Raw genomic sequence first — 19,381 nt, 5'->3', positions numbered from 1 at the left:
AGCATTCTCCCAGCGGCGGGCGAGGCACCAAGTAAGTTACCTGCACTCTATGACCCGAATATAACCCATATTCCCCTTTGAGCTAACGCCCTGCCCGGCTAGTCTGGATGCATATTACTGGCAAAGGACTATTTCATGCGGCTTCTTGCGTTAACCTTGGCGATCACACTGGCTGCCGGTACTGTCGCGGCCCAGACCATCGAGCGTATTCGCGACACCGGGAAAATCACCATCGGGTTCCGCGTCGATGCGGCACCGCTCTCCTTTGCTGATGCCGAAGGACGACCAGCGGGTTATACACCTGTGTTGTGTGACAGGCTGGCGCAGAAATTGGCTGACCGAATGGATCTGGCCGAACTGAAGGCCAGCTTTGTGCCGGTCACTACCTCGGACCGGTTCGACCGGATCGCCAAGGGTGAAATCGACATTCTCTGCGGCGCGGCGACCGTGACACTGGAGCGGCAGAAGATCGTCGACTTCTCGATACCGGTTTATGTCGACGGAACATCCGTTATTACGCGCCGCGACGCTGGTGCTCACCTGTCTGACCTTGCAGGCAAGACTATTGGTTTTCGCGCGGATACCACCACGGAACAGGCGGTTTTGAACTCGTTCCAGGGCGCTGGGCTAGAGGCCCGTTTCGAACGCTTCGCCGATCACAAAGCCGGGTTCAAAGCACTGAACGACGGGACCCTCGACGCCTATTTCGCGGACCAGTCCATTTTGATTTTCAACTTTTTGACGGGAAAGATGGCCGAGCGATTCCAATTAATGGGCGAGATTCTGACGCTTGAGAAACAAGCACTCGCCCTGCCTCGCGGAGATAGCGACTTTCGGCTTCTGATTGATACGCTGCTGTCTGAAATGTATGCCGACGGCACCATAGACCGTGTCTTCCACGAAACACTACCCGGTGTTGAGCCGGGCGCCGCGCTCAAGGCGATGTTTCTGATCGCGCCCACCCTGCCCTGACGCATGGAAAAAATGACATGGTACCCGACATGCGCCCAATCCTTCTAGCCTTGTTTCTGGCCCAGCTTCCATCCATCGGCATCGCCCTGACTTGCGGCAACACCGCCTCGGGTTTTAATGCCTGGAAGGCCGATTTTGCCAAGCTCGCTCGCCAAAAGGGCATCGGCAAGGCAGGTCTTGGCGCTCTGGAACAGGCCAACTACGCGACGGCTACGATCCGTGCGGATCGTGGCCAGAAGAGCTTCAAATACTCTCTGGAAAAATTCATGCGGGTTCGTGGCGCAGATACGATCGTGGCGCAGGGCCGCAAGCGGAAGGCCCGCGACGCTGAATTCTATGCCGCTCTCGAACGGCAGTATGGTGTGCCTGCAGGCATCCTGATCGCGCTACACGGTATGGAAACTGCTTTTGGTAGTTTCATGGGCGACAGCCCTGTAGTGGCCGCAATCACCACCCTCGCCTATGATTGTCGCCGCTCGGATTTTTTCATCCCCCATGCACTAGCCGCACTGGAATTGGTCGACCGCAAGGCAATCACCGCCAATACCAAGGGCGCCAAGCACGGCGAGTTAGGGCATACCCAGTTCCTTCCCGGCAACGCCCTGGCATATGGCATTGACGCAACCGGAGATGGAAGAGTTGATTTTTACAACATGACCGACGCGTTGGCCTCGACCGCCAATTTCCTGCGTCAAAAGGGCTGGAAACCGGGTCGTGGTTATCAGCCGGGCGAGCCGAATTTCGAAGTAATCAAGCAATGGAATGCTGCTTCTGTCTACCAGCAAGCGATCGCAATCATGGCACGGAGAATCGACAGCTAAAAGTTGCATCCAGTCTACTGACCGACGCCTACATGACAGATTTTTGCCACATTTCGACAAATTTTTACTAAAAAGACAGGTTTCCTGTCGCGAACCAATCTCATACGAATAACTGAATTGCCCTCCTATCATGCGTTTTCGGCCCCATTTTCTCCACCATATCCCGCTATCTTGAGGCCAGATGAACACGTATGGAGGGACTCACTGTGGCACAGACAGGCAGGTATCACGGTGGACTTGTATTCTTGGGAAACGAAGAAGGCGTACTCGACCGCTTTAGCCGGATCGTGACAGCCACCCTAGAGGACTACGGGCACGCCGTCGAGCGTCAGACGCTACTGAGTGATTGTGAGGCCCGCATTATCTCGAGCCAGTTTCATGTCAAACTGTCACTCGAAACGGAGGCAGAAGAGTATCCACGTGTCCGTCGCCTTGACGAAGCAGCTGGTCTTAACCGTCGCACACAGTTGGCCAAGACACGGCCCCGGAATCGCCTTGTCATATCGATCACCCCAGTTTCAGAGTTCTCCGAGGATCGCGATGTAACCGAACTCATGCTCGTTGTGATGCTGTACCGTATGGTCGACCTCTATGCCAGCGAGTTGATCGAATGGCTGGATCCGAACGTGAAACTTACGGTCGAACAGTTTCTTGGCGCGTTTTCCAACATTTCTCCACGCCGGATACGCGGGCGTCAGCAAATCGTGTACAATCAAGGTGACCGGTTTGCCTCGATTGATGAAACAGCACCAGGCTTGGCGACGCGGTATGATACGATCATCGGACAAGCCGCCCACCACGGCGAAATTGGGCTCATTGAATTGACGGAACAGGAAGCCCTGGCTCTTGCCTTCCGCAGCGATCCACGACCCAACGAAGTGGATGGATTGTCTCCGGAGGAACAAGCTCAGAACGACATTCGCAGACTGGCGAGTTGGGGAATGACAGGCTGTCTTGCCTTTGTTTCAGCACCAATCGCAGCATCATTGGCTGCCGTAAACCTTATCCGTGGCGAGGATTTTCGTCTGAATACTCAGGTCCTGTCACTGACGGCCGCACTGGTCTTTATGCAAAGTTCCGGCGCAATGACAAACGTGCTGTCGTTCCTGCCGATCTGAGAACCGGTGGAATACATGTCTCAGGCCTTCGTCAGACCCGGCGAAGGCTTTTCTTAGTGCTCGGAGAATCTTGGCGCATCGGCCCGAGCGATAACGTAAGTGTGGATCGAAAACACCACCGCCTGTGTTACTGGCAACCGCACGATGCTTTGCTTTTCACTGCGCAAGAAACCCGCGTCCTGCGGCACCGGAACGCGCCGACGGTTGTGATTGCTGCGCGGTTGGTGCAACTCGGCATCGGCATACCAAAGAGCATTGAACCGCCAAAGCGGGCGCCCGACCTGCACGCCGTCAAACAGGCGCTGAACACGGCGCGCCACATCCGCATCATAGCTGGCGACTGGTTCATGTATCGAGACCAGAGGCCGGCCAAACTTCTCTTCCAAGCTCCAGCTTCCAGGAAAACAACGTACAGCGGCGGTCAAAACATGTTCGTCACCCTGTTTTTTTTGCAAAATGCAGAAGTCTTCCTGAACCAGGCGCCCCAAAGTCCGCATGGGCTCACTTCGGTCGATTCCGACCGTCACGCCGTCGGGCCGTTCAACCCTGGCTTCAGCTTCGGGATAGGCCGCTGCCAGAACCGTATCCAGCATTTCCTCGGCAGCCGGACGAGCCTCTTCGGACATTGCCACGACGGTCTCTGGTTTCGTCGCGATCAAAGAGTCGCGACGCGCCATTTGGCCGTCGAATGCCTCGTCCCTTTTAAAACCATTCGGTCATATTCAACGACTGGATTCCCGGCAACGGTCTGGGCGCCAACACATCATAGGGCAGCGTTTTTTGCAGAATCTCTTTCATTTTGCTCCCATATCACCCGAACAAACATCGTGGCAGGTCGAAAACGACATGGTTTGACGTCGCGAGAGTGTGCGACTCGGCCTTGTTTCCGGGTGACCCTTGGGGAAACTCACGGGAGGCCATGTCTTGAACCACTATTATCGCGACACCCGCAAAATCGACCCGACTCGGGGCGCTACGCTGGGCGACGGATCGCCCAATGACAATGACAGGATCGAGATCGGGCCGACCCAGCTTGCCTTTTCCGAATGGGCTGCAGCCGGGCTGGAACTACCCAACTTGACCCGGATGCGCGAGTACCGCTGGAAACGCCTGACCCAGGCCATCGTCGACCGGGGTTATGGCGGCCTATTGATGTTCGATCCGCTCAATATCCGCTATGCCACCGACTCGACCAACATGCAGCTTTGGAACACCCATAACCCGTTCCGCGCGGTGCTACTCTGCGCCGACGGCTACATGGTGATCTGGGACTACAAGAACTCGCCCTTCCTGAGCACGTTCAATCCACTGGTACGTGAGCAACGTTCAGGCGCGGACCTCTTCTACTTCGACCGGGGCGACAAGGTGGATATCGCCGCCGATGCCCTGTCAAACGAAGTACGCGTTCTGATCGAGGAACACGGCGGCAACAACAAGCGTCTTGCCGTGGACAAAGTGATGCTGCACGGCCTGCGCGCGCTCGAGGCGCAAGGGTTCGAGATAATGGAGGGCGAGGAGGTCACCGAAAAAACCCGCGCCATCAAGGGGGTCGACGAGATCTTGGCCATGCGCTGCGCCCATCATGCCTGCGACAGCGCCATCGCCGAGATGGAGCGCTTCGCCCGCGCCAACGTGGGCGATGGGAAAACGAGCGAGGACGACATCTGGGCGGTGCTGCATGCCGAGAACATCCGCCGCGGCGGCGAGTGGATCGAAACCCGGTTGTTGGCCTCGGGGCAGCGCACCAACCCCTGGTTTCAGGAATGCGGCCCGCGTATCACGCAGAAAAACGAAATCATCGCATTCGACACCGATCTGATCGGCTCTTACGGCATCTGCATCGACATTTCCCGCACCTGGTGGATAGGTGACCAGAAACCGCGTGCCGACATGATCGAGGCGATGAAACATGCGCATGAGTTCATCACCTACAACATGTCGCTGCTGAAACCCGGATTGATGATCCCCGACCTGATCGCGCAATGCATGAAGCACCCCACCAAGTACAATGCACAAAAATACGGCTGCCTGATGCACGGTGTGGGCCTGTGTGACGAATGGCCCTTGGTCGCGCATCCGGACAAGGCCGTGCCGGGCGCGTTCGACTATGCGCTGGAACCCGGGATGGTGCTGTGTGTCGAAGCCTGCTGTGGCGAGGTGGGCGGCGATTTCACCATCAAGCTGGAGGATCAGGTTCTGATCACCGAGGACGGGTTTGAAAACCTGACCAGCTATCCGTTCGATGCGGCGCTGATGGGCGCGGTTTGAAAAGGGGTTACGCCGTGCCTTTGGCACGGCAACTGGAGCGAAGGGCGCTGCCCCTCGCAATCCTCGAGGCATTTTCGGACAGAAGACGATGGCGGCGCGTCACCTCCGCGTGAGACGCTTGACATGGGGGTTGTGGCGGGGAGCCGTCCTGCCCACTCTGGAGGAAACCCATCAGGAGTACCCTCATGTCCACCGAACGGATCACTTTTGCCGGTCATGACGGCAGCCAGCTGGCGGCCCGGCTTGATCTGCCCCAAGGGCCGGTGCTGGCCACGGCGCTGTTTGCCCATTGTTTCACCTGTTCCAAGGACATTCCCGCCGCCCGCCGGATCGCGGCACGGCTGGCGGCGATGGGGATCGCCGTGCTGCGCTTCGACTTTACCGGTCTGGGTCATTCCGAGGGCGAGTTCGCCAACACGACCTTTACCTCGAATGTCGGGGATCTGGCCGCCGCCGCGCGCTATCTGGCCGGGCGCGACATGGCGCCGGCGCTCTTGATCGGGCATTCGCTGGGCGGGGCGGCGGTGCTGCGGGCCCGGGCGCAGATCGCCTCGGTGCGCGCGGTGGTGACCATCGGCGCCCCCGCCGATCCGGGCCATGTGGCGCATCACTTCGAGACCGCCCTGCCCCGGATCCAGGCCGAGGGCGCGGCCGAGGTCTGTCTGGGTGGGCGCCCGTTCCGCATCGGGCGGGACTTTGTCGAGGATATCGCCGCAAGCGCCCTGCAACCGGCCATCGCCGATCTGCGCGCCGCGCTTTTGGTGCTGCACGCGCCGCGCGACGAAACCGTGAGCATAGACAATGCCGCCCGGATCTTCATGGCCGCGAAACATCCCAAGAGCTTTGTCACGCTGGACGATGCCGATCACCTGATCAGCCGCGCGCAGGATGCCGAATATGCCGCCGATGTGATCGCCGCCTGGGTCGGTCGCTATGTGACCCTGTCGCCACCGGCGCCGCCGCCCGGCGCGCCCGAGGGCGTGGTGCGCGTCACCGAGGTGGACGCGAACGGCTTCCTTCAGGATGTGCAATCCGGCCCCGATCACCACACCCAGGCGGACGAACCGCTATCCTATGGCGGAGCCAATCGCGGCATGTCTCCTTATGGTTTTGTCTCGGCCGGGCTGGGGGCCTGTACCTCGATGACCATCCGCATGTACGCCCGGCGCAAGGAGTGGCCCCTGACCGGGGTCAGCGTCGATGTCTGCCATGACAAGGTGCACGCACAGGACGCCGATACCGGCGCCAGCGGCAAAATCGACGCGTTCACCCGAGTCATCACGCTTGAGGGTCCGTTAAGCGAGACCCAGCGGGCCAAACTGCTGGAGATCGCCGACAAATGCCCGGTACACCGCACGCTTGAAGGGACAGCGCAGATAGTCACGCGTCTGTCCTCCGGGATCTGACAAGCCTCAGTGCAGGCGGGCGGGCATCGGGCGGGCGACCGGCGGGCGGTGAATCGGCGGGCGCGCCACGGGCGGCCTCGCGATTGGTGGCACCGGTTTCACCGGGGGCCGCTCGATCGGGTGTTCTGGGCGCGGACGGTCCGGCCGGGGCGGACGGGGATAGCCATAGTAATAATCGTTCCACAACATCGAGTCATAATAGACCGAGCCGCTTCCGGTCGCGCTCGGATCACAGCCCGCAAGGCCAAACACGGCGGCGAAAAGACCGGCGGAAAAAGTGAGTCTTGCAACACGCATGGCGCCGTCCTTCTAGTTTGCCGCCCGGAACGAGGCGTAGATTGCGTTGATATCCTCGACCAGTTCAGGCCGGGCGCCCGCCTCGACCACAGCCAACGAAATTGCCACCCGTTTGCCGGGAAGATCGACCAGTACTGCGGTGAACTCGACCGCACGACCATTTCGTCGCCCGGTTCCGGCATAGCGCGCCGCTGGCAACCCGTCGACACGGATCCGGCTCTGTTCCCGCAACTCGGGGTCGCTGACCACCGATTTGCCGATGTTGCGCAGGTAGTCTTCGGCCTGAGCGAAGGTCGACACCCCGTTGGGCGACATGAAGCCGACCCAGACGCCGGGCTCTGCTTCGGGTTCAAAGCCGATCACCCGGTTGATCAGCCGCGCCTCCTCTGATCCCGGCGGTGTCAGCGCCCGCAGGCCACCGCTGCGAACCTGCCAGAAATCCGGTGCGCTGAGGTGAAACAGCGCCTTGCCGTCAGAGACATAGGTGAGCGGCATGTCGGCAAATGCGGGCAAGGGCACCAGACCTGCGACCAGCGCCAACACGCGCAAGGGGGCGAAACACTTTAGCATGGCAAACATCTTTCGCAATCTCAACGGTTGCCAGTGTTCCCGCCACATCCCGGAAAAGCAACGAAAAAGGCCCGGACGGGATGTCCGGGCCTTTGCGCAGGTCAAGGGGCGGGATCAGCCGCGGGCGTTGCCCACCAGCTTCCACAGGCCCGGAATCAGCACGGCGGCCAGCACCAGTTTCAGTGCATCGCCCACCAGGAACGGGGTCAGGCCCCACTGAAGGATCGGCTTGTCCCAGCCATAAAGCTGGCCCAGCCACAACAGGCCCGGAACGTAGATCAGCACGTTCGCCAGAACCAGCGCCAGCGCCATCTTGCCAAAGGAACGGTCCCAGCCGCGAGCTGCCAGCGCGCCCAGCAGCACGGTGGCCATCAGGTAACCCACCAGATATCCGCCAGTGCCGCCCATCATGTAGGTCAGACCGAATTTCTCGGCTGAAGACGTAGCGAAAACATCAAAGCCCAGCGCGCCCACCAGCAGATAGCCCAGCATGGTCACCAGACCCAGACGCGCGCCATAGGCGGTGCCCAGTGTCAGTACGGCAAAAGTGCCCATAGTGATCGGCACGGGCCACATTGGCACCTTAATCTTGGCAGCAATGGCAAGGGCCGCGATGCCCAGAACCACCAGGACAGCTTGTTTCGCCAGACGCGCCGATCCCTGGCGCGGGCCGATTGCGTCGGCTAGAACAGTCATGCTCATTCGGTTGTCTCCCAATTCAGACAGGTGTCGGCGCACAGCAATGCATTTTCACGCAGCGTACTGCAACACGTTTACGCTATCGCGGCGAGAAATCCGTCCTCATTTCATAGGACTTGCGCGGACCCGATACGCTCCACCGCACCGACCAGCGAGGCCAATTGGCAAAGTCGTAGGCCGCGTCATAACTGTCGGGCGCGCAGTCGTGATGATCTTCCGGCGCCGGTTGACCTAGCGTTAAGTTATGGAAAAACCTGCCATCTTCGAAATAGATCGCGATCCGGCCCGGTGCCGAGCGCCACAGATACCGGCGCGTGCCACGCATGGGAGCCTGCCCAGGAACATGCAGTCTCACCTCCTCGTCATAGACAAATCCGGCTTCGCTGCGACGCAGCGTCGCGACCCCCTCGGCATGCAGCACCTGCCCCGCCAGTCGGTCGTTGATGACACGGGTCAGAATCCACTCGCCCTCAAAGTCCTCGATCCAACCGGGTCCGCTCATGTGTTCCCCTCAGAGCCGTAAGGGACCGTCTTTGCTCGGGCAAACCGTCTCATATCGCACCTCCTGCCTTGTCCCACGATGCGGCTGGGTCTATGACCCGCCCCATCTGGTCCTGCCAATCACAAAAAGGTGTCGCTGCCAATGATCCCCCGCTACTCCCGCCCCGAGATGGTTGCAATCTGGTCGCCCGAGACCAAGTTCAAAATCTGGTACGAGATCGAGGCCCATGCCTGTGACGCCATGGCCGATCTGGGTGTGATCCCGCGCGAAAACGCCGAGGCCGTGTGGAAAGCCAAGGATGTGGAATTCGACGTCGCCCGCATCGACGAGATCGAGGCGGTCACCAAGCATGACGTCATCGCCTTTCTGACCCATCTGGCCGAACATGTCGGCAGCGAAGAGGCACGGTTCGTGCATCAGGGCATGACCAGCTCGGACGTTCTGGATACCTGCCTGAACGTGCAGCTGGTCCGCGCCGCCGACCTGTTGCTGGTGGGTGTGGACAAGGTACTCGCCGCACTGAAAAAACGCGCATATGAACACAAGGATACCGTCCGTGTGGGCCGCAGCCATGGCATCCATGCCGAACCCACCACCATGGGGCTGACATTCGCCCGTTTTTATGCCGAAATGGACCGCAGCAAGAACCGGCTGGAAAAGGCCCGCTGGGAAGTCGCCACCGGCGCCATCTCGGGCGCGGTAGGTACATTCGCCAATATTGACCCGGCGGTCGAAGAGCATGTCTGCGAGAAACTGGGCCTGCGACCCGAGCCGATCAGCACCCAGGTGATCCCGCGCGACCGCCACGCGATGTTCTTTGCCACGCTGGGCGTGATCGCAAGCTCGATCGAGAATATCGCCATCGAGATCCGCCACATGCAGCGCACCGAAGTGCTGGAGGGCGCCGAGTTCTTCTCGATGGGGCAAAAAGGCTCCTCGGCCATGCCGCACAAGAAGAACCCGGTGCTGACCGAGAACCTGACCGGGCTGGCGCGACTGGTGCGCATGGCGGTAATCCCGGCGATGGAGAACGTGGCGCTCTGGCATGAACGCGACATCTCGCATTCCTCGGTCGAGCGCGGCATCGGCCCGGACGCCACTGTGACGCTGGATTTCGCCCTGCATCGTCTCGCCGGCGTGGTCGACAAGATGCTGATCTTCCCCGAGAACATGCTCGACAACATGAACAAGTTCCCCGGGTTGGTGATGTCCCAGCGCGTCCTGCTCGCCCTCACCCAGGCCGGTGTCAGCCGCGAGGACGCCTATGTCATGGTCCAGCGCAACGCGCTGAAGGTCTGGGAAGAGCGGGTCGATTTCCGTGAACAGCTCTTGGCCGATGCCGATGTGGTTGCCGCGCTGGGCGAGGACTGCATCAACGAAAAATTCGACATGGGCTACCACACCAAACATGTCGACACGATCTTTGCCCGCGTTTTCGGTAAATGATCCGGACCGGATCGGTCAGTGCTGGCCGATCCGACACATCCGCGTGAGCCCCTCTTTGACCAAGCAGGAAGCTGCGCTACACTCCTCCTCAGTAAGCTAGGGGAGGAGACCCTTATGACCTTCAAGACTTTGACATGCGCGGTGGTTCTGGCGATGGCGCCCCTTTCGGCGCTGGCCATGGGCTGTTCCAGCCGCGGCCACGAGCAGACGCAATCCTGTGCCCCCGGCACCCAGTGGGATGCCGCCTCGCAAAGCTGCGTGCAGGTCGTCAACAGCTAAGCGGTGCCAAGCATCGCAATGCCAGGCGGGTGAGCGTCGCTGCACCCGACAAGTAACTGGTGTGCATTTTGTTTTCGTTTTGGAGTATCCCCCATGCGCCTCCTTCCCGCACTTGTCCTGAGTACAGCGCTTCCTCTGTCCGCCTTTGCTGCCGGAAGCGATGGCGGCGGCGGTTCGACATGGACCAACCCACCCAAGGAGACGCAGACGACCAAGTCCTGCAAGGGCGTGAAGGTCTGGGATGAAAAGACCGGCAAATGTGTCGCCCCCAAGAATTCGTCTCTGGACACTGACACGCTCTACGGCGCCGTTCGGGAACTCGCTTATGCCGGGCGCTACACCGATGCTCAGGGCGTGTTGGCAGCGATGCCCGACCAGTCCGATGGCCGCGTTCTGACCTACTGGGGCTTCACCTATCGTAAGATGGGAGATCTGGATCGCGCAGTTTTCTACTATCAAGCAGCTATCGAAGCCAATCCCGACAACATCCTCGCGCGCAGCTACATGGGTCAGGGTTTTGTCGAAGAGGGCAAAACTGATCTTGCCATCGCCCAATGGCGCGAGATCAACGCGCGCGGCGGTGAGGGAACCTGGGCCGAGGTCTCGCTGCGCGAGGCGATCCGCACCGGCCTGACATACCGTTATTGATCCTCACGGGTTTAGCGTTTCTTTACGCCCACGGCGCTAACCTGGCTGCGACTCAGATCACGGATGACGCAGACAGATGCAGGACAGAAATGCGCTGGCGCCCCTGGACGCCGAGATGTTTGACATCGACACTCCACCCGCGCGGTCGAAGCGCGGTGATGTCTCGCGGCCCGACGACGCTCCCCGCCGCGTTCCGCGCGCGCTCTCCAATCAGGAAAAAGCGGCCGTTGTGGTACGTCTGCTGCTAAACGAAGGGGCCGACATTCCGCTCGAGGCATTGCCAGAAGACTTGCAGGCGTGTCTGATCAAGCAGATGGGCAGCATGGGCCTTGTCGACCGGGTGACGCTCGATGCGGTGGCCGAGGAATTTGCCGAGGCGCTGGAAGGGATTGGCCTCAGCTTTCCCCATGGGCTGGCAGGCGCCTTGTCTGCCATGGACGGCAAGATCAACCCGACCACCGCCGCGCGCCTGCGGCGCGAGGCAGGCGTGCGCCAGATGGGCGACCCCTGGCAGCGTCTGCGCGCCCTGCCCCCCGAGGAACTCGCCGAAATCGCCGAGGCGGAAAGCACAGAGGTCGCCGCCGTTATGCTGTCCAAGCTCGACACCACCAAGGCGGCGGCATTGTTAGGGAAACTGCCGGGTCCGGTGGCCCGGCGCATCACCTATGCCATCTCGCAGACAGGCAAGGTGACGCCCGAAGCAGTTGACAGGATCGGCTGGTCGCTGGCCGCGCAGATCGACGCACGGCCAATCCAGGCCTTTGCCGACCGGCCCGAAAAACGCGTGGGCAATATCCTCAACCAGTCGCCGCAAACCACCCGAGATCAGGTCATGAGCGCGCTGGACGAAGAGGATGCCGCCTTTGCTGTCTCGGTGCGCAAGATGCTGTTCACCTTTGCCGACATCCCTCGCCGCGTCGCCACGCGCGACGTGCCCGCCATCATCCGAGTCGCAGAACCGAATAAATTGGCGGTTGCCCTGGCCGCCGCGACCGAAGGCGACGAAGCCGCTGTGGCCGAGTTTCTGCTGAGCAACATGTCGGCCCGGATGGCCGACAACCTGCGCGACGAGATCCGCGAACGTGGCAAGATCAAGCGTACCGACGGCGAGTCCGCGATGACCGCACTGGTCGCCGGCATTCGAACGCTAGAAGAGGAAGGCGCGCTGAAGCTGCTCGACATCGACGAAGAAGAGAGCTGAGCACTCGCAGACAGCGGCCATGGACAGTGGACGGCGTCACCGCTATCAGCTTCACATGTTCAGCGAACTTTCCTTCAAGGCCCGGAGCGCCGCCCGATGAGCCAGTCTTCCCGCCAGGCCATCGTCTACATGGTGCTCGCCATCCTTTTCTTCACGCTGATGGACGCCTCGGTCAAGGCACTGGCGCCGCGCATTGGCGTGATACCCTCTCTCTGGGCGCGTTACACCGGCCAGATGGCGCTGGTCCTGGTGCTGGTCCTGCCGCGGCTGCGCCGCGTCGCGCGTACGAAATACCCGCGCCTGCAACTGTTGCGGTCTCTGATGCTGATGGGCGCGACCTGGTTCTTCTTCATAGGCATCAGCCGCATCCCCTTGACCGATGCCAGCGCATTGATGGCAGTCAACCCGGTGCTGATCACTCTCGGCGCGGCGCTATTCCTAGGTGAAGCGCTTGGCCCACGGCGCATCCTCGGCATCGCCATCGCGATGATCGGAGCCCTGATCGTCCTGCGCCCAGGCACGGGCTTGTTCCAACCCGCTGCTCTGTTCCCGCTGGCCGCGGCTGCATGTTACTCGACCTATGCGCTGCTCACCCGCCGCGTCGGCCCGGACGAGGATGTCTGGACCTCGCTGCTCTATACCGGGCTGGTCGGCACCATCATCCTCAGTCTGATCGTTCCCCCGTATTGGCAGACACCGGACACGGTCGGATGGGGCCTGATCGTGCTGGTCGTGGGGTTCGGCACCATGGGCCAGCTCAGCCTAATTCGCGCCTTTTCGCAGGGTGAGGCGGCCATGCTGGCCCCCTATGCCTATTGCGGTCTGGGTTTCGCTGCTGCCTGGAGTGCTGCATTTTTTGGCGAGTATCCGGATATCTGGACGGTCCTGGGTGCGCTTGTGATCGCGGGGGCGGGCCTATATGTGTGGCATCGCGAAATGCACAACCGGTAAGAGACCCCGATGCCCCTGGAAAAATCCGAACTCAGCCGTGGCGCACGCGCGTCCTACTATGCCCAGTATCTGGTGTTGCGCGGACTGATCGGCAGCATGCGGTTGCTGCCCTATGACACGCGGATCGCCGCCATGGGCCGGGTGATGAGCGGGCTCGGACCACTGGTGGGGTTCAGCAAGCGCATCCGCGACAACCTCTCACTGACCTGCCCTGACCTGCCCGAGACCGAGGTTCGCCGCCTGTGCCGCGCCGTGCCGGACAATGCGGGACGCGCAATCATGGAACATTTCTCGCCAGAAGGGTTCACACAACGCCAGAAAGGCGCCGAAATCACCGGCCCCGGCATTGCCGCCTTCGATGCGGCGGTTGCCACGGGCAAGCCGGTGATGATGATCACAGCCCATTTTGGCCACTACCTCGCCGCACGCGTCGCGTTGCAGGCCCGGGGCGGGAAACCGATTGGTTGCCTCTATCGCCGCATGGCCAACCCCTATTTCAACGAGATCTACGTAGACGCTTTTCACAAGACCGGCGAGCCGATGTTCGAACAGGGACGGCGCGGTATGATGGAAATGGTCCGGTCGCTGAAACAAGGCGGGATCATCGCGATCGTCTCGGATCTGCACGCTCATGGCGGCGAGCAACTGACGTTCTTTGGTCAGACTGCGGTCACTTCGGTTCTAAATGCCGAGCTGGCCCTGAAGTACGATGCGGTGATGATCCCCTGCTATGCGGTACGCAAGGCCAACGGGCTGGATTTCGAGATCGTTCTGCACGACCCCGTGCCGCATACCGACGCCACCACAATGACCCAGTTCATCAACGATGACCTGGAGAAGATGGTGCGCCAACACATGGGGCAATGGTTCTGGATCCACCGCCGCTGGAAACCCTGGTTCGACGCCGAATCCCAGCCGGCTACGGATGCCGCCTGATCACTTGACCCGGGCTGCGGCCACGATGGGACCGGCGCCAGCCTGCTGCACCAGCACGACGATCGGCAAGTTGCCTTCGACCGGTACGATCAGATCCATCTGCGACCGGCCATCCCAGCGGCCCACGACGCTCAGGCTTTCGACCACATTCGCATAGTCCAGATCGTGTCCTGCAAGCTCACCCCGTTTGATCGACGCATGGCGCAGCGGCGTATAGCGGAACAGTTGTACCACATGATCCTCCGCGACGCTGGCCCCGGTGGGCGCCAGTGCAACCGATAGCTCCTGCCCCATACGAGACACCGAAAGATCAGCCTGCGCGGGCCGTTTCTTGTGCGCTTCGATCAGAGAAACAACGTCCTGTTCCCGCGCGCCTACCACGTCCTCGACTCCCTGCACCACCATCTGCGGGGTATAGATCATCGAGCGTCCGCCAGACCGAGCATAGGCCTGTTGCCGAAGCGTATGGGCCGGGTTGGCAAAAGCATCTTTCCAACCGATGTAATCCCAATAGTCCACATGCAGCGCCAACCCGATCACGTCATCACGCGCTGCAAGCCGATGCATGATCTCATCCGCTGGCGGGCACGAAGAGCATCCCTGCGAGGTGAACAACTCCACCACAACCGGCTGCTCGGCCCGGGCGGCGGCGGACATGAACAGCACGGTCAGCAGAAGACACAGGGCGGTGGATTTCATGACGGTTATCTTTCCTGTCCGGGGGAACTTGCCCAAGCCTACCGTCTGTCCAATCACGGCGCCAATCAAGGTTGCTTGAGTACGTCAAAGCAAATTGTATACCATTGCATGCAGCATATTGCGGTCACATGTGTGCAATGGTATACCATAATTGACGCACCCCCCGTCTTGGAGCTTGAACACAAGGCGGGCGTGATGCAGATAACCCGCAGCGAATCCCATTTCCACGTTCCTTCAGAGGGAGGCCAAGATGCCCATCACAGTCGGACAGGATACCGCCAAGACGCGCCGCACGCTTAGCGTCAATGGCAAATCCATTTCCTATTATTCCATTCCCGCCGCGACCGAAGCCGGTCTTGGCGATTTCTCGAACCTGCCCGCCTCGCTGAAAGTGGTGCTGGAAAACATGCTCCGGTTTGAGGATGGCGGATTCTCGGTTTCGGTCGAGGACATCAAGGCATTCGCCGAATGGGGCGCCAAGGGTGGCAAGAACCCGCGCGAGATCGCCTATCGTCCAGCCCGCGTGCTGATGCAGGACTTTACCGGCGTGCCTGCCGTGGTCGACCTGGCCGCGATGCGTGACGGGATCAAGGGCCTGGGTGGCGACGCGCAGAAGATCAACCCGCTGAACCCGGTCGACCTGGTCATCGACCACTCGGTCATGATCGACGAGTTCGGCAACCCGCGCGCCTTCCAGATGAACGTGGACCGTGAGTACGAGCGGAACCTGGAACGCTACACCTTCCTGAAATGGGGCCAGAACGCGTTCAACAACTTCCGCGTGGTGCCGCCGGGCACCGGCATCTGTCACCAGGTCAACGTGGAGTACCTGGCGCAGACCGTCTGGACCGACACCGACCAGAATGGTGACACCGTTGCCTATCCTGACACTTTGGTCGGCACCGACAGCCACACCACCATGGTCAATGGTCTGGCCGTGCTGGGCTGGGGCGTCGGCGGTATCGAGGCCGAGGCCGCGATGCTGGGCCAGCCGATCTCGATGCTGATCCCCGAGGTTGTGGGCTTCAAGCTGACCGGCGAGATGGTCGAAGGCACCACCGCCACCGACCTCGTGCTGAAAGTGGTCGAGATGCTACGCAAGCACGGCGTGGTGGGCAAGTTCGTCGAATTCTATGGCCCCGGCCTCGATAAACTGCCCCTGCCCGACCGCTCGACCATCGCCAACATGGCGCCCGAATACGGTGCGACCTGCGGTTTCTTCCCGATCGATGACGAGACCCTGCGTTACCTGCGCCAGACCGGCCGCGACGAAGACCGCATCGCGCTGGTCGAAGCCTATGCCAAGGAGAACGGTTTCTGGCGCGGCGCCAACTATGCGCCGATCTACAGCTCGACGCTGGAACTGGATATGGGCACTATCGTGCCGGCGATCTCGGGTCCGAAGCGTCCGCAGGATTACCTGCCGCTGACCGGTGCCAAGTCCGCGTTTGCCCGCGAAATGACCGAGACCTTCAAGCGCCCGGCCGACAAGGAAGTCGCCGTCGAAGGCGAGGATTACACCATGTCCTCGGGCAAGGTCGTGATCGCCTCGATCACCTCCTGCACCAACACCTCGAACCCCTATGTGCTGATCGGCGCCGGTCTGGTTGCCCGCAAGGCACGGGAACTGGGCCTGAACCGCAAGCCCTGGGTCAAGACCTCTCTGGCCCCCGGCAGCCAGGTTGTGACCGAGTACCTGGAGGCCGCTGGCCTGCAAGAGGATCTGGATGCCATCGGCTTCAACCTCGTGGGCTATGGCTGCACCACCTGCATCGGCAACTCCGGCCCGCTGCAACCCGAGATCTCCAAGGCGATCAACGAGGGCGACCTTGTTGCCACCGCCGTTCTCTCGGGCAACCGCAACTTCGAAGGACGCATCAGCCCCGACGTGCGTGCAAACTATCTCGCCTCGCCGCCGCTGGTCGTCGCCTATGCGCTGGCCGGTGACATGAACATCGACCTGACCACCGAGCCGCTCGGCACCTCGAAGGATGGGCAGCCGGTTTACCTGAAAGACATCTGGCCCACCAACAAGGAAATCGCCGACCTGGTGCACGCCACCGTGACGCGCGAGGCGTTCCTCAAGAAATACGCCGACGTGTTCAAGGGCGATGCCAAATGGCAGTCGGTCGAGACCACCGACAGCGAGACCTACGACTGGCCCGCGACCTCGACCTATATCCAGAACCCGCCCTACTTCCAGGGCATGTCCCCTGAAAAGGGTGAGATCACCAATATCGCGGGGGCCCGCGTTCTGGCCATTCTCGGCGACATGATCACCACCGACCACATCTCGCCCGCCGGTTCGTTCAAGGTTGACACCCCGGCAGGCAGGTACCTGACCGAGCGCCAGGTTCAGCCGCGCGAGTTCAACTCCTATGGCTCGCGCCGCGGCAACCACGAGGTGATGATGCGCGGCACCTTCGCCAACATCCGCATCAAGAACGAGATGCTGGACGGTGTCGAAGGCGGCTTTACCAAAGGCCCCGATGGCGCGCAGACTTCGATCTACGATGCCTCGATGGCCTATCAGGAGGCCGGTACCCCGCTGGTGATCTTTGCCGGCAAGGAGTACGGCGCCGGTTCGTCGCGCGATTGGGCGGCCAAGGGCACCGCACTGCTGGGCGTCAAGGCCGTGATCGCGGAAAGCTTCGAGCGTATCCACCGCTCGAACCTGGTCGGCATGGGCGTCATCCCGTTCGAGTTCACCGGCGGCGATACCCGCCAGTCGCTGGGCCTGAAGGGCGACGAAACCGTTTCGATCCGGGGTCTGGACACCATCCAGCCGCTTCAGACCGTACCTTGCGACATCACCTATGGTGATGGCAGCAGCAAGACGATCGAGGTCAAGTGCCGGATCGATACCGCGCCCGAGATCGAATATATCGAGAATGGCGGTGTGCTGCATTACGTGCTGCGCAACCTGGCTAAGGCCAGCTGAGACCGCAGCAAAGAAAAGACAGCGGGCGCCGTTTCGGCGCCCGTTTTTGTTGCGAGGCTCTGCCTCGCGCTCCGGAGTATTTCTTATCAGAAAGAAGCCGGAATGCAGGGCCTGGGAGAATTTCCGCCCCTGAACCGTCTACTGCGCGGCTTTTTCCAGCGCCGGTCGGATGGTGCTGTCTATCACCCGCGAAGTGATCGGACCGGCAAAGCGCAGCACGATGGTTCCGTCGCCCTTAATGACATAGGTCTCGGGCACGCCGTAGACGCCCCAGTCGAGGCCGGTCCGCCCCTGCTCGTCCCGACCCAGGGCCCGAAACGGATTGCCAAGCTCGTCCAGAAACCCTTGCGCGTTCTCGACCTTATCCTTGTAGTTTACACCATAGATCGGGATGCCTTCGGCCGCGAGTTTCTCCAGACTCGGGTGCTCGGCGCGGCATGGCGCGCACCAGCTGGCCCAGAAATTCACCAGCTTGACCTCGCCATCGCGCAGTGTTGCATCGTCGAACCCCGGCGCGCCCGGAAACTCGGTCATCGCAAGTGCCGGAGCAGGTTGTCCTTCACGCGCCGACGGCAACGACTGAGGGTCTTCCCGGAACATGCCGACAGCGGCCAGCAGAACAAAAGCGCCGAAAATCAGCGGCGGCGCCAGCATCAGCGGCGAGACCTTAGCCATTGCGCGACATCCTCTGTTCGACTTGTTCCATTTCCGCCCGGACCTTGCGTCCCCGGCGAATGCTCAGCGCGACCAGTGCCACCAGCAGCACGATGGACGAGCCATAGGCGGACAGCACCGTGCCCGCGTATTTTCCAAGATCCGGGATCATCCGTTTACCCTTTCCCGCGCCAAGAGCGCCTTGATCCGGCGGGCGCGGATTTCGGTTCCCGTCCGATAGAAGACCAGCGCCACGAACAGCAGGAAGAAGCCCGCCATCGAAAACAGCAACGGATAGGCATAGACATTGCTGACCTTTTCAGTGGTATCGGTCCCGGCAACAGCGCCAGCGCGCAGAACAGAGGCCCCCTGATGCAGCCCCTGATTCCAGAAATAGACAGCATAGCGGCTGAGCACGGCAAAAACCGACCCGACAAGGCACAGCACCGAAGTCAGATCGGCAGCGGTATCTGGATCCTCGATCGCCTCCCACAGGGCCATGTACCCAAGGTAGAACAGGAACAGCACCAGAAACGAGGTCAGGCGCGGGTCCCATTCCCACCAGGTGCCCCACATCGGCTGGCCCCAGATCGCCCCGGTGACCAGCGCGATCAGGGTCATCACCGCCCCGATTGGCGCCGCCGCACGCGAAGCCAGCGCGCTGACATGATGCCTGCGGATCAGCCAGACCAGAGAGGTAATCAGCATCATGAACCAGGCACTGGTCGCCAGAAAGGCCGAGGGCACGTGGATATAGATGATCTTGACCGTCGATCCCTGCCGGTAATCGTCGGGCGTGAAGAAGAAGCCCCAGACAAGCCCGCCAATCAGCGTGACAGCCGTGAGCAGCCACAGAACCGGCAGCACCCGCTCGGTGGTGGCCAGGAACTTGCGCGGGTTGGCATATTCCCAGAGCGCGTTGAGTCTCGTTGATATCGACATAGGCCTTATCTAGTCCGAAGCGGTGGCATTC

At 61.1% G+C, this 19,381-nt stretch carries 21 protein-coding genes; 12 read left to right on the top strand and 9 right to left on the bottom strand.

Features of this window, described 5'->3' with window-relative positions; all coding sequences use genetic code 11:
- The first annotated feature begins 135 nt into the window (after window positions 1-135).
- From OEZ49_RS09795 to OEZ49_RS09785, 3 genes are all read left to right on the top strand, one after another.
- Window positions 136-972: an amino acid ABC transporter substrate-binding protein gene (locus OEZ49_RS09795; RefSeq protein ID WP_263388133.1), complete on the top strand. Its 837-nt coding sequence runs from the start codon at window positions 136-138 to the stop codon at window positions 970-972.
- A 29-nt stretch (window positions 973-1,001) separates the two neighbouring features.
- On the top strand, window positions 1,002-1,793 hold the full coding sequence (locus OEZ49_RS09790) for a lytic transglycosylase domain-containing protein (RefSeq protein WP_397545658.1): 792 nt from the start codon (window positions 1,002-1,004) through the stop codon (window positions 1,791-1,793).
- A gap of 206 nt (window positions 1,794-1,999) precedes the next feature.
- A complete protein-coding gene (locus tag OEZ49_RS09785) occupies window positions 2,000-2,911 on the top strand; it encodes a hypothetical protein (protein ID WP_263388131.1) in 912 nt (303 codons plus the stop codon).
- A gap of 53 nt (window positions 2,912-2,964) precedes the next feature.
- Here OEZ49_RS09785 and OEZ49_RS09780 read toward each other — a convergent pair whose 3' ends face one another.
- Window positions 2,965-3,588, bottom strand: a complete 624-nt coding sequence (locus OEZ49_RS09780) for a heme-dependent oxidative N-demethylase family protein (protein ID WP_317853166.1) — start codon at window positions 3,586-3,588, stop codon at window positions 2,965-2,967.
- Window positions 3,589-3,835: 247 nt separating this feature from the next.
- Between OEZ49_RS09780 and dddP the strand changes: the two genes are divergently transcribed.
- Window positions 3,836-5,179 carry a dimethylsulfonioproprionate lyase DddP gene (dddP, locus tag OEZ49_RS09775; protein ID WP_263388130.1) on the top strand — a complete coding sequence of 448 codons (1,344 nt, stop codon included), beginning with the start codon at window positions 3,836-3,838 and terminating at the stop codon, window positions 5,177-5,179.
- Between the two features lie 185 nt (window positions 5,180-5,364).
- Entirely contained in the window at window positions 5,365-6,585 is a 1,221-nt protein-coding gene (locus tag OEZ49_RS09770; protein ID WP_263388129.1) for a bifunctional alpha/beta hydrolase/OsmC family protein, read from the top strand.
- Between the two features lie 6 nt (window positions 6,586-6,591).
- Here the strand turns inward: OEZ49_RS09770 and OEZ49_RS09765 are convergent, their stop codons facing one another.
- From OEZ49_RS09765 to OEZ49_RS09750, 4 genes are all read right to left on the bottom strand, one after another.
- The gene (locus OEZ49_RS09765; RefSeq protein ID WP_263388128.1) at window positions 6,592-6,882 is read right to left on the bottom strand and encodes a hypothetical protein; all 291 of its coding nucleotides are present in this window, start codon (window positions 6,880-6,882) and stop codon (window positions 6,592-6,594) included.
- A gap of 12 nt (window positions 6,883-6,894) precedes the next feature.
- Window positions 6,895-7,452, bottom strand: a complete 558-nt coding sequence (locus OEZ49_RS09760) for a hypothetical protein (RefSeq protein ID WP_263388127.1) — start codon at window positions 7,450-7,452, stop codon at window positions 6,895-6,897.
- A 114-nt stretch (window positions 7,453-7,566) separates the two neighbouring features.
- Window positions 7,567-8,154 (bottom strand): biotin transporter BioY, encoded by a 588-nt coding sequence (locus tag OEZ49_RS09755; protein WP_164132655.1) that lies wholly within the window; start codon window positions 8,152-8,154, stop codon window positions 7,567-7,569.
- 76 nt (window positions 8,155-8,230) lie between these two features.
- Window positions 8,231-8,653: a DUF6314 family protein gene (locus OEZ49_RS09750; protein ID WP_263388126.1), complete on the bottom strand. Its 423-nt coding sequence runs from the start codon at window positions 8,651-8,653 to the stop codon at window positions 8,231-8,233.
- Window positions 8,654-8,794: 141 nt separating this feature from the next.
- Between OEZ49_RS09750 and purB the strand changes: the two genes are divergently transcribed.
- The 6 genes from purB (at window position 8,795) to OEZ49_RS09720 (ending at window position 14,114) form a co-directional block, all read left to right on the top strand.
- Complete coding sequence (gene purB, locus OEZ49_RS09745) at window positions 8,795-10,099, top strand: adenylosuccinate lyase (RefSeq protein WP_263388125.1); 1,305 nt, start codon at window positions 8,795-8,797, stop codon at window positions 10,097-10,099.
- A 114-nt stretch (window positions 10,100-10,213) separates the two neighbouring features.
- Window positions 10,214-10,378, top strand: coding sequence for an adenylosuccinate lyase (locus OEZ49_RS09740; protein WP_164132658.1), 165 nt, complete (start codon window positions 10,214-10,216; stop codon window positions 10,376-10,378).
- 93 nt (window positions 10,379-10,471) lie between these two features.
- Complete coding sequence (locus tag OEZ49_RS09735) at window positions 10,472-11,026, top strand: tetratricopeptide repeat protein (protein WP_263388124.1); 555 nt, start codon at window positions 10,472-10,474, stop codon at window positions 11,024-11,026.
- Between the two features lie 115 nt (window positions 11,027-11,141).
- A complete protein-coding gene (locus OEZ49_RS09730) occupies window positions 11,142-12,227 on the top strand; it encodes a flagellar motor switch protein FliG (RefSeq protein WP_263388179.1) in 1,086 nt (361 codons plus the stop codon).
- Between the two features lie 96 nt (window positions 12,228-12,323).
- A complete protein-coding gene (locus OEZ49_RS09725) occupies window positions 12,324-13,178 on the top strand; it encodes a DMT family transporter (protein ID WP_263388123.1) in 855 nt (284 codons plus the stop codon).
- Window positions 13,179-13,187: 9 nt separating this feature from the next.
- Window positions 13,188-14,114 (top strand): lysophospholipid acyltransferase family protein, encoded by a 927-nt coding sequence (locus OEZ49_RS09720; protein WP_263388122.1) that lies wholly within the window; start codon window positions 13,188-13,190, stop codon window positions 14,112-14,114.
- On the opposite strand, the gene OEZ49_RS09715 is transcribed toward OEZ49_RS09720, so the two are convergent.
- Window positions 14,115-14,813, bottom strand: a complete 699-nt coding sequence (locus OEZ49_RS09715) for a DUF1223 domain-containing protein (protein WP_263388121.1) — start codon at window positions 14,811-14,813, stop codon at window positions 14,115-14,117.
- Between the two features lie 250 nt (window positions 14,814-15,063).
- On the opposite strand from OEZ49_RS09715, the gene acnA reads away from it, so the two are divergent.
- Window positions 15,064-17,754: an aconitate hydratase AcnA gene (gene acnA / locus OEZ49_RS09710; protein WP_263388120.1), complete on the top strand. Its 2,691-nt coding sequence runs from the start codon at window positions 15,064-15,066 to the stop codon at window positions 17,752-17,754.
- 138 nt (window positions 17,755-17,892) lie between these two features.
- Here the strand turns inward: acnA and OEZ49_RS09705 are convergent, their stop codons facing one another.
- Genes OEZ49_RS09705 through OEZ49_RS09695 form a run of 3 tightly spaced genes read right to left on the bottom strand, consistent with a single transcriptional unit; the run spans window position 17,893 to window position 19,350 of the window.
- A complete protein-coding gene (locus tag OEZ49_RS09705; protein WP_263388119.1) occupies window positions 17,893-18,429 on the bottom strand; it encodes a DsbE family thiol:disulfide interchange protein in 537 nt (178 codons plus the stop codon).
- Window positions 18,422-18,580 (bottom strand): heme exporter protein CcmD, encoded by a 159-nt coding sequence (gene ccmD, locus OEZ49_RS09700; protein ID WP_263388118.1) that lies wholly within the window; start codon window positions 18,578-18,580, stop codon window positions 18,422-18,424. The genes OEZ49_RS09705 and ccmD overlap by 8 nt, the downstream gene beginning before the upstream one ends.
- Complete coding sequence (locus OEZ49_RS09695) at window positions 18,577-19,350, bottom strand: heme ABC transporter permease (protein WP_263388117.1); 774 nt, start codon at window positions 19,348-19,350, stop codon at window positions 18,577-18,579. Before OEZ49_RS09695 ends, ccmD begins: the two co-directional genes overlap by 4 nt.
- Between the last annotated feature and the right edge of the window lie 31 nt (window positions 19,351-19,381).

Source organism: Ruegeria marisflavi, assembly GCF_025673445.1.
Lineage (GTDB): Bacteria > Pseudomonadota > Alphaproteobacteria > Rhodobacterales > Rhodobacteraceae > Ruegeria_B > Ruegeria_B marisflavi.
This window is presented reverse-complemented; position numbering and strand designations above follow the sequence as displayed.

Bases quoted from the DNA above. Each gene is read 5' to 3' on its own strand.
- OEZ49_RS09795 (WP_263388133.1), top strand. From the start codon at position 136: ATGCGGCTTCTTGCGTTAACCTTGGCGATCACACTGGCTGCCGGTACT.
- OEZ49_RS09790 (WP_397545658.1), top strand. From the start codon at position 1,002: ATGCGCCCAATCCTTCTAGCCTTGTTTCTGGCCCAGCTTCCATCCATC.
- OEZ49_RS09780 (WP_317853166.1), bottom strand. From the start codon at position 3,588: ATGGCGCGTCGCGACTCTTTGATCGCGACGAAACCAGAGACCGTCGTG.
- OEZ49_RS09770 (WP_263388129.1), top strand. From the start codon at position 5,365: ATGTCCACCGAACGGATCACTTTTGCCGGTCATGACGGCAGCCAGCTG.
- OEZ49_RS09765 (WP_263388128.1), bottom strand. From the start codon at position 6,882: ATGCGTGTTGCAAGACTCACTTTTTCCGCCGGTCTTTTCGCCGCCGTG.
- OEZ49_RS09760 (WP_263388127.1), bottom strand. From the start codon at position 7,452: ATGCTAAAGTGTTTCGCCCCCTTGCGCGTGTTGGCGCTGGTCGCAGGT.
- OEZ49_RS09755 (WP_164132655.1), bottom strand. From the start codon at position 8,154: ATGAGCATGACTGTTCTAGCCGACGCAATCGGCCCGCGCCAGGGATCG.
- OEZ49_RS09750 (WP_263388126.1), bottom strand. From the start codon at position 8,653: ATGAGCGGACCCGGTTGGATCGAGGACTTTGAGGGCGAGTGGATTCTG.
- purB (WP_263388125.1), top strand. From the start codon at position 8,795: ATGATCCCCCGCTACTCCCGCCCCGAGATGGTTGCAATCTGGTCGCCC.
- OEZ49_RS09740 (WP_164132658.1), top strand. From the start codon at position 10,214: ATGACCTTCAAGACTTTGACATGCGCGGTGGTTCTGGCGATGGCGCCC.
- OEZ49_RS09735 (WP_263388124.1), top strand. From the start codon at position 10,472: ATGCGCCTCCTTCCCGCACTTGTCCTGAGTACAGCGCTTCCTCTGTCC.
- OEZ49_RS09730 (WP_263388179.1), top strand. From the start codon at position 11,142: ATGTTTGACATCGACACTCCACCCGCGCGGTCGAAGCGCGGTGATGTC.
- OEZ49_RS09725 (WP_263388123.1), top strand. From the start codon at position 12,324: ATGAGCCAGTCTTCCCGCCAGGCCATCGTCTACATGGTGCTCGCCATC.
- OEZ49_RS09720 (WP_263388122.1), top strand. From the start codon at position 13,188: ATGCCCCTGGAAAAATCCGAACTCAGCCGTGGCGCACGCGCGTCCTAC.
- OEZ49_RS09715 (WP_263388121.1), bottom strand. From the start codon at position 14,813: ATGAAATCCACCGCCCTGTGTCTTCTGCTGACCGTGCTGTTCATGTCC.
- acnA (WP_263388120.1), top strand. From the start codon at position 15,064: ATGCCCATCACAGTCGGACAGGATACCGCCAAGACGCGCCGCACGCTT.
- OEZ49_RS09705 (WP_263388119.1), bottom strand. From the start codon at position 18,429: ATGGCTAAGGTCTCGCCGCTGATGCTGGCGCCGCCGCTGATTTTCGGC.
- ccmD (WP_263388118.1), bottom strand. From the start codon at position 18,580: ATGATCCCGGATCTTGGAAAATACGCGGGCACGGTGCTGTCCGCCTAT.
- OEZ49_RS09695 (WP_263388117.1), bottom strand. From the start codon at position 19,350: ATGTCGATATCAACGAGACTCAACGCGCTCTGGGAATATGCCAACCCG.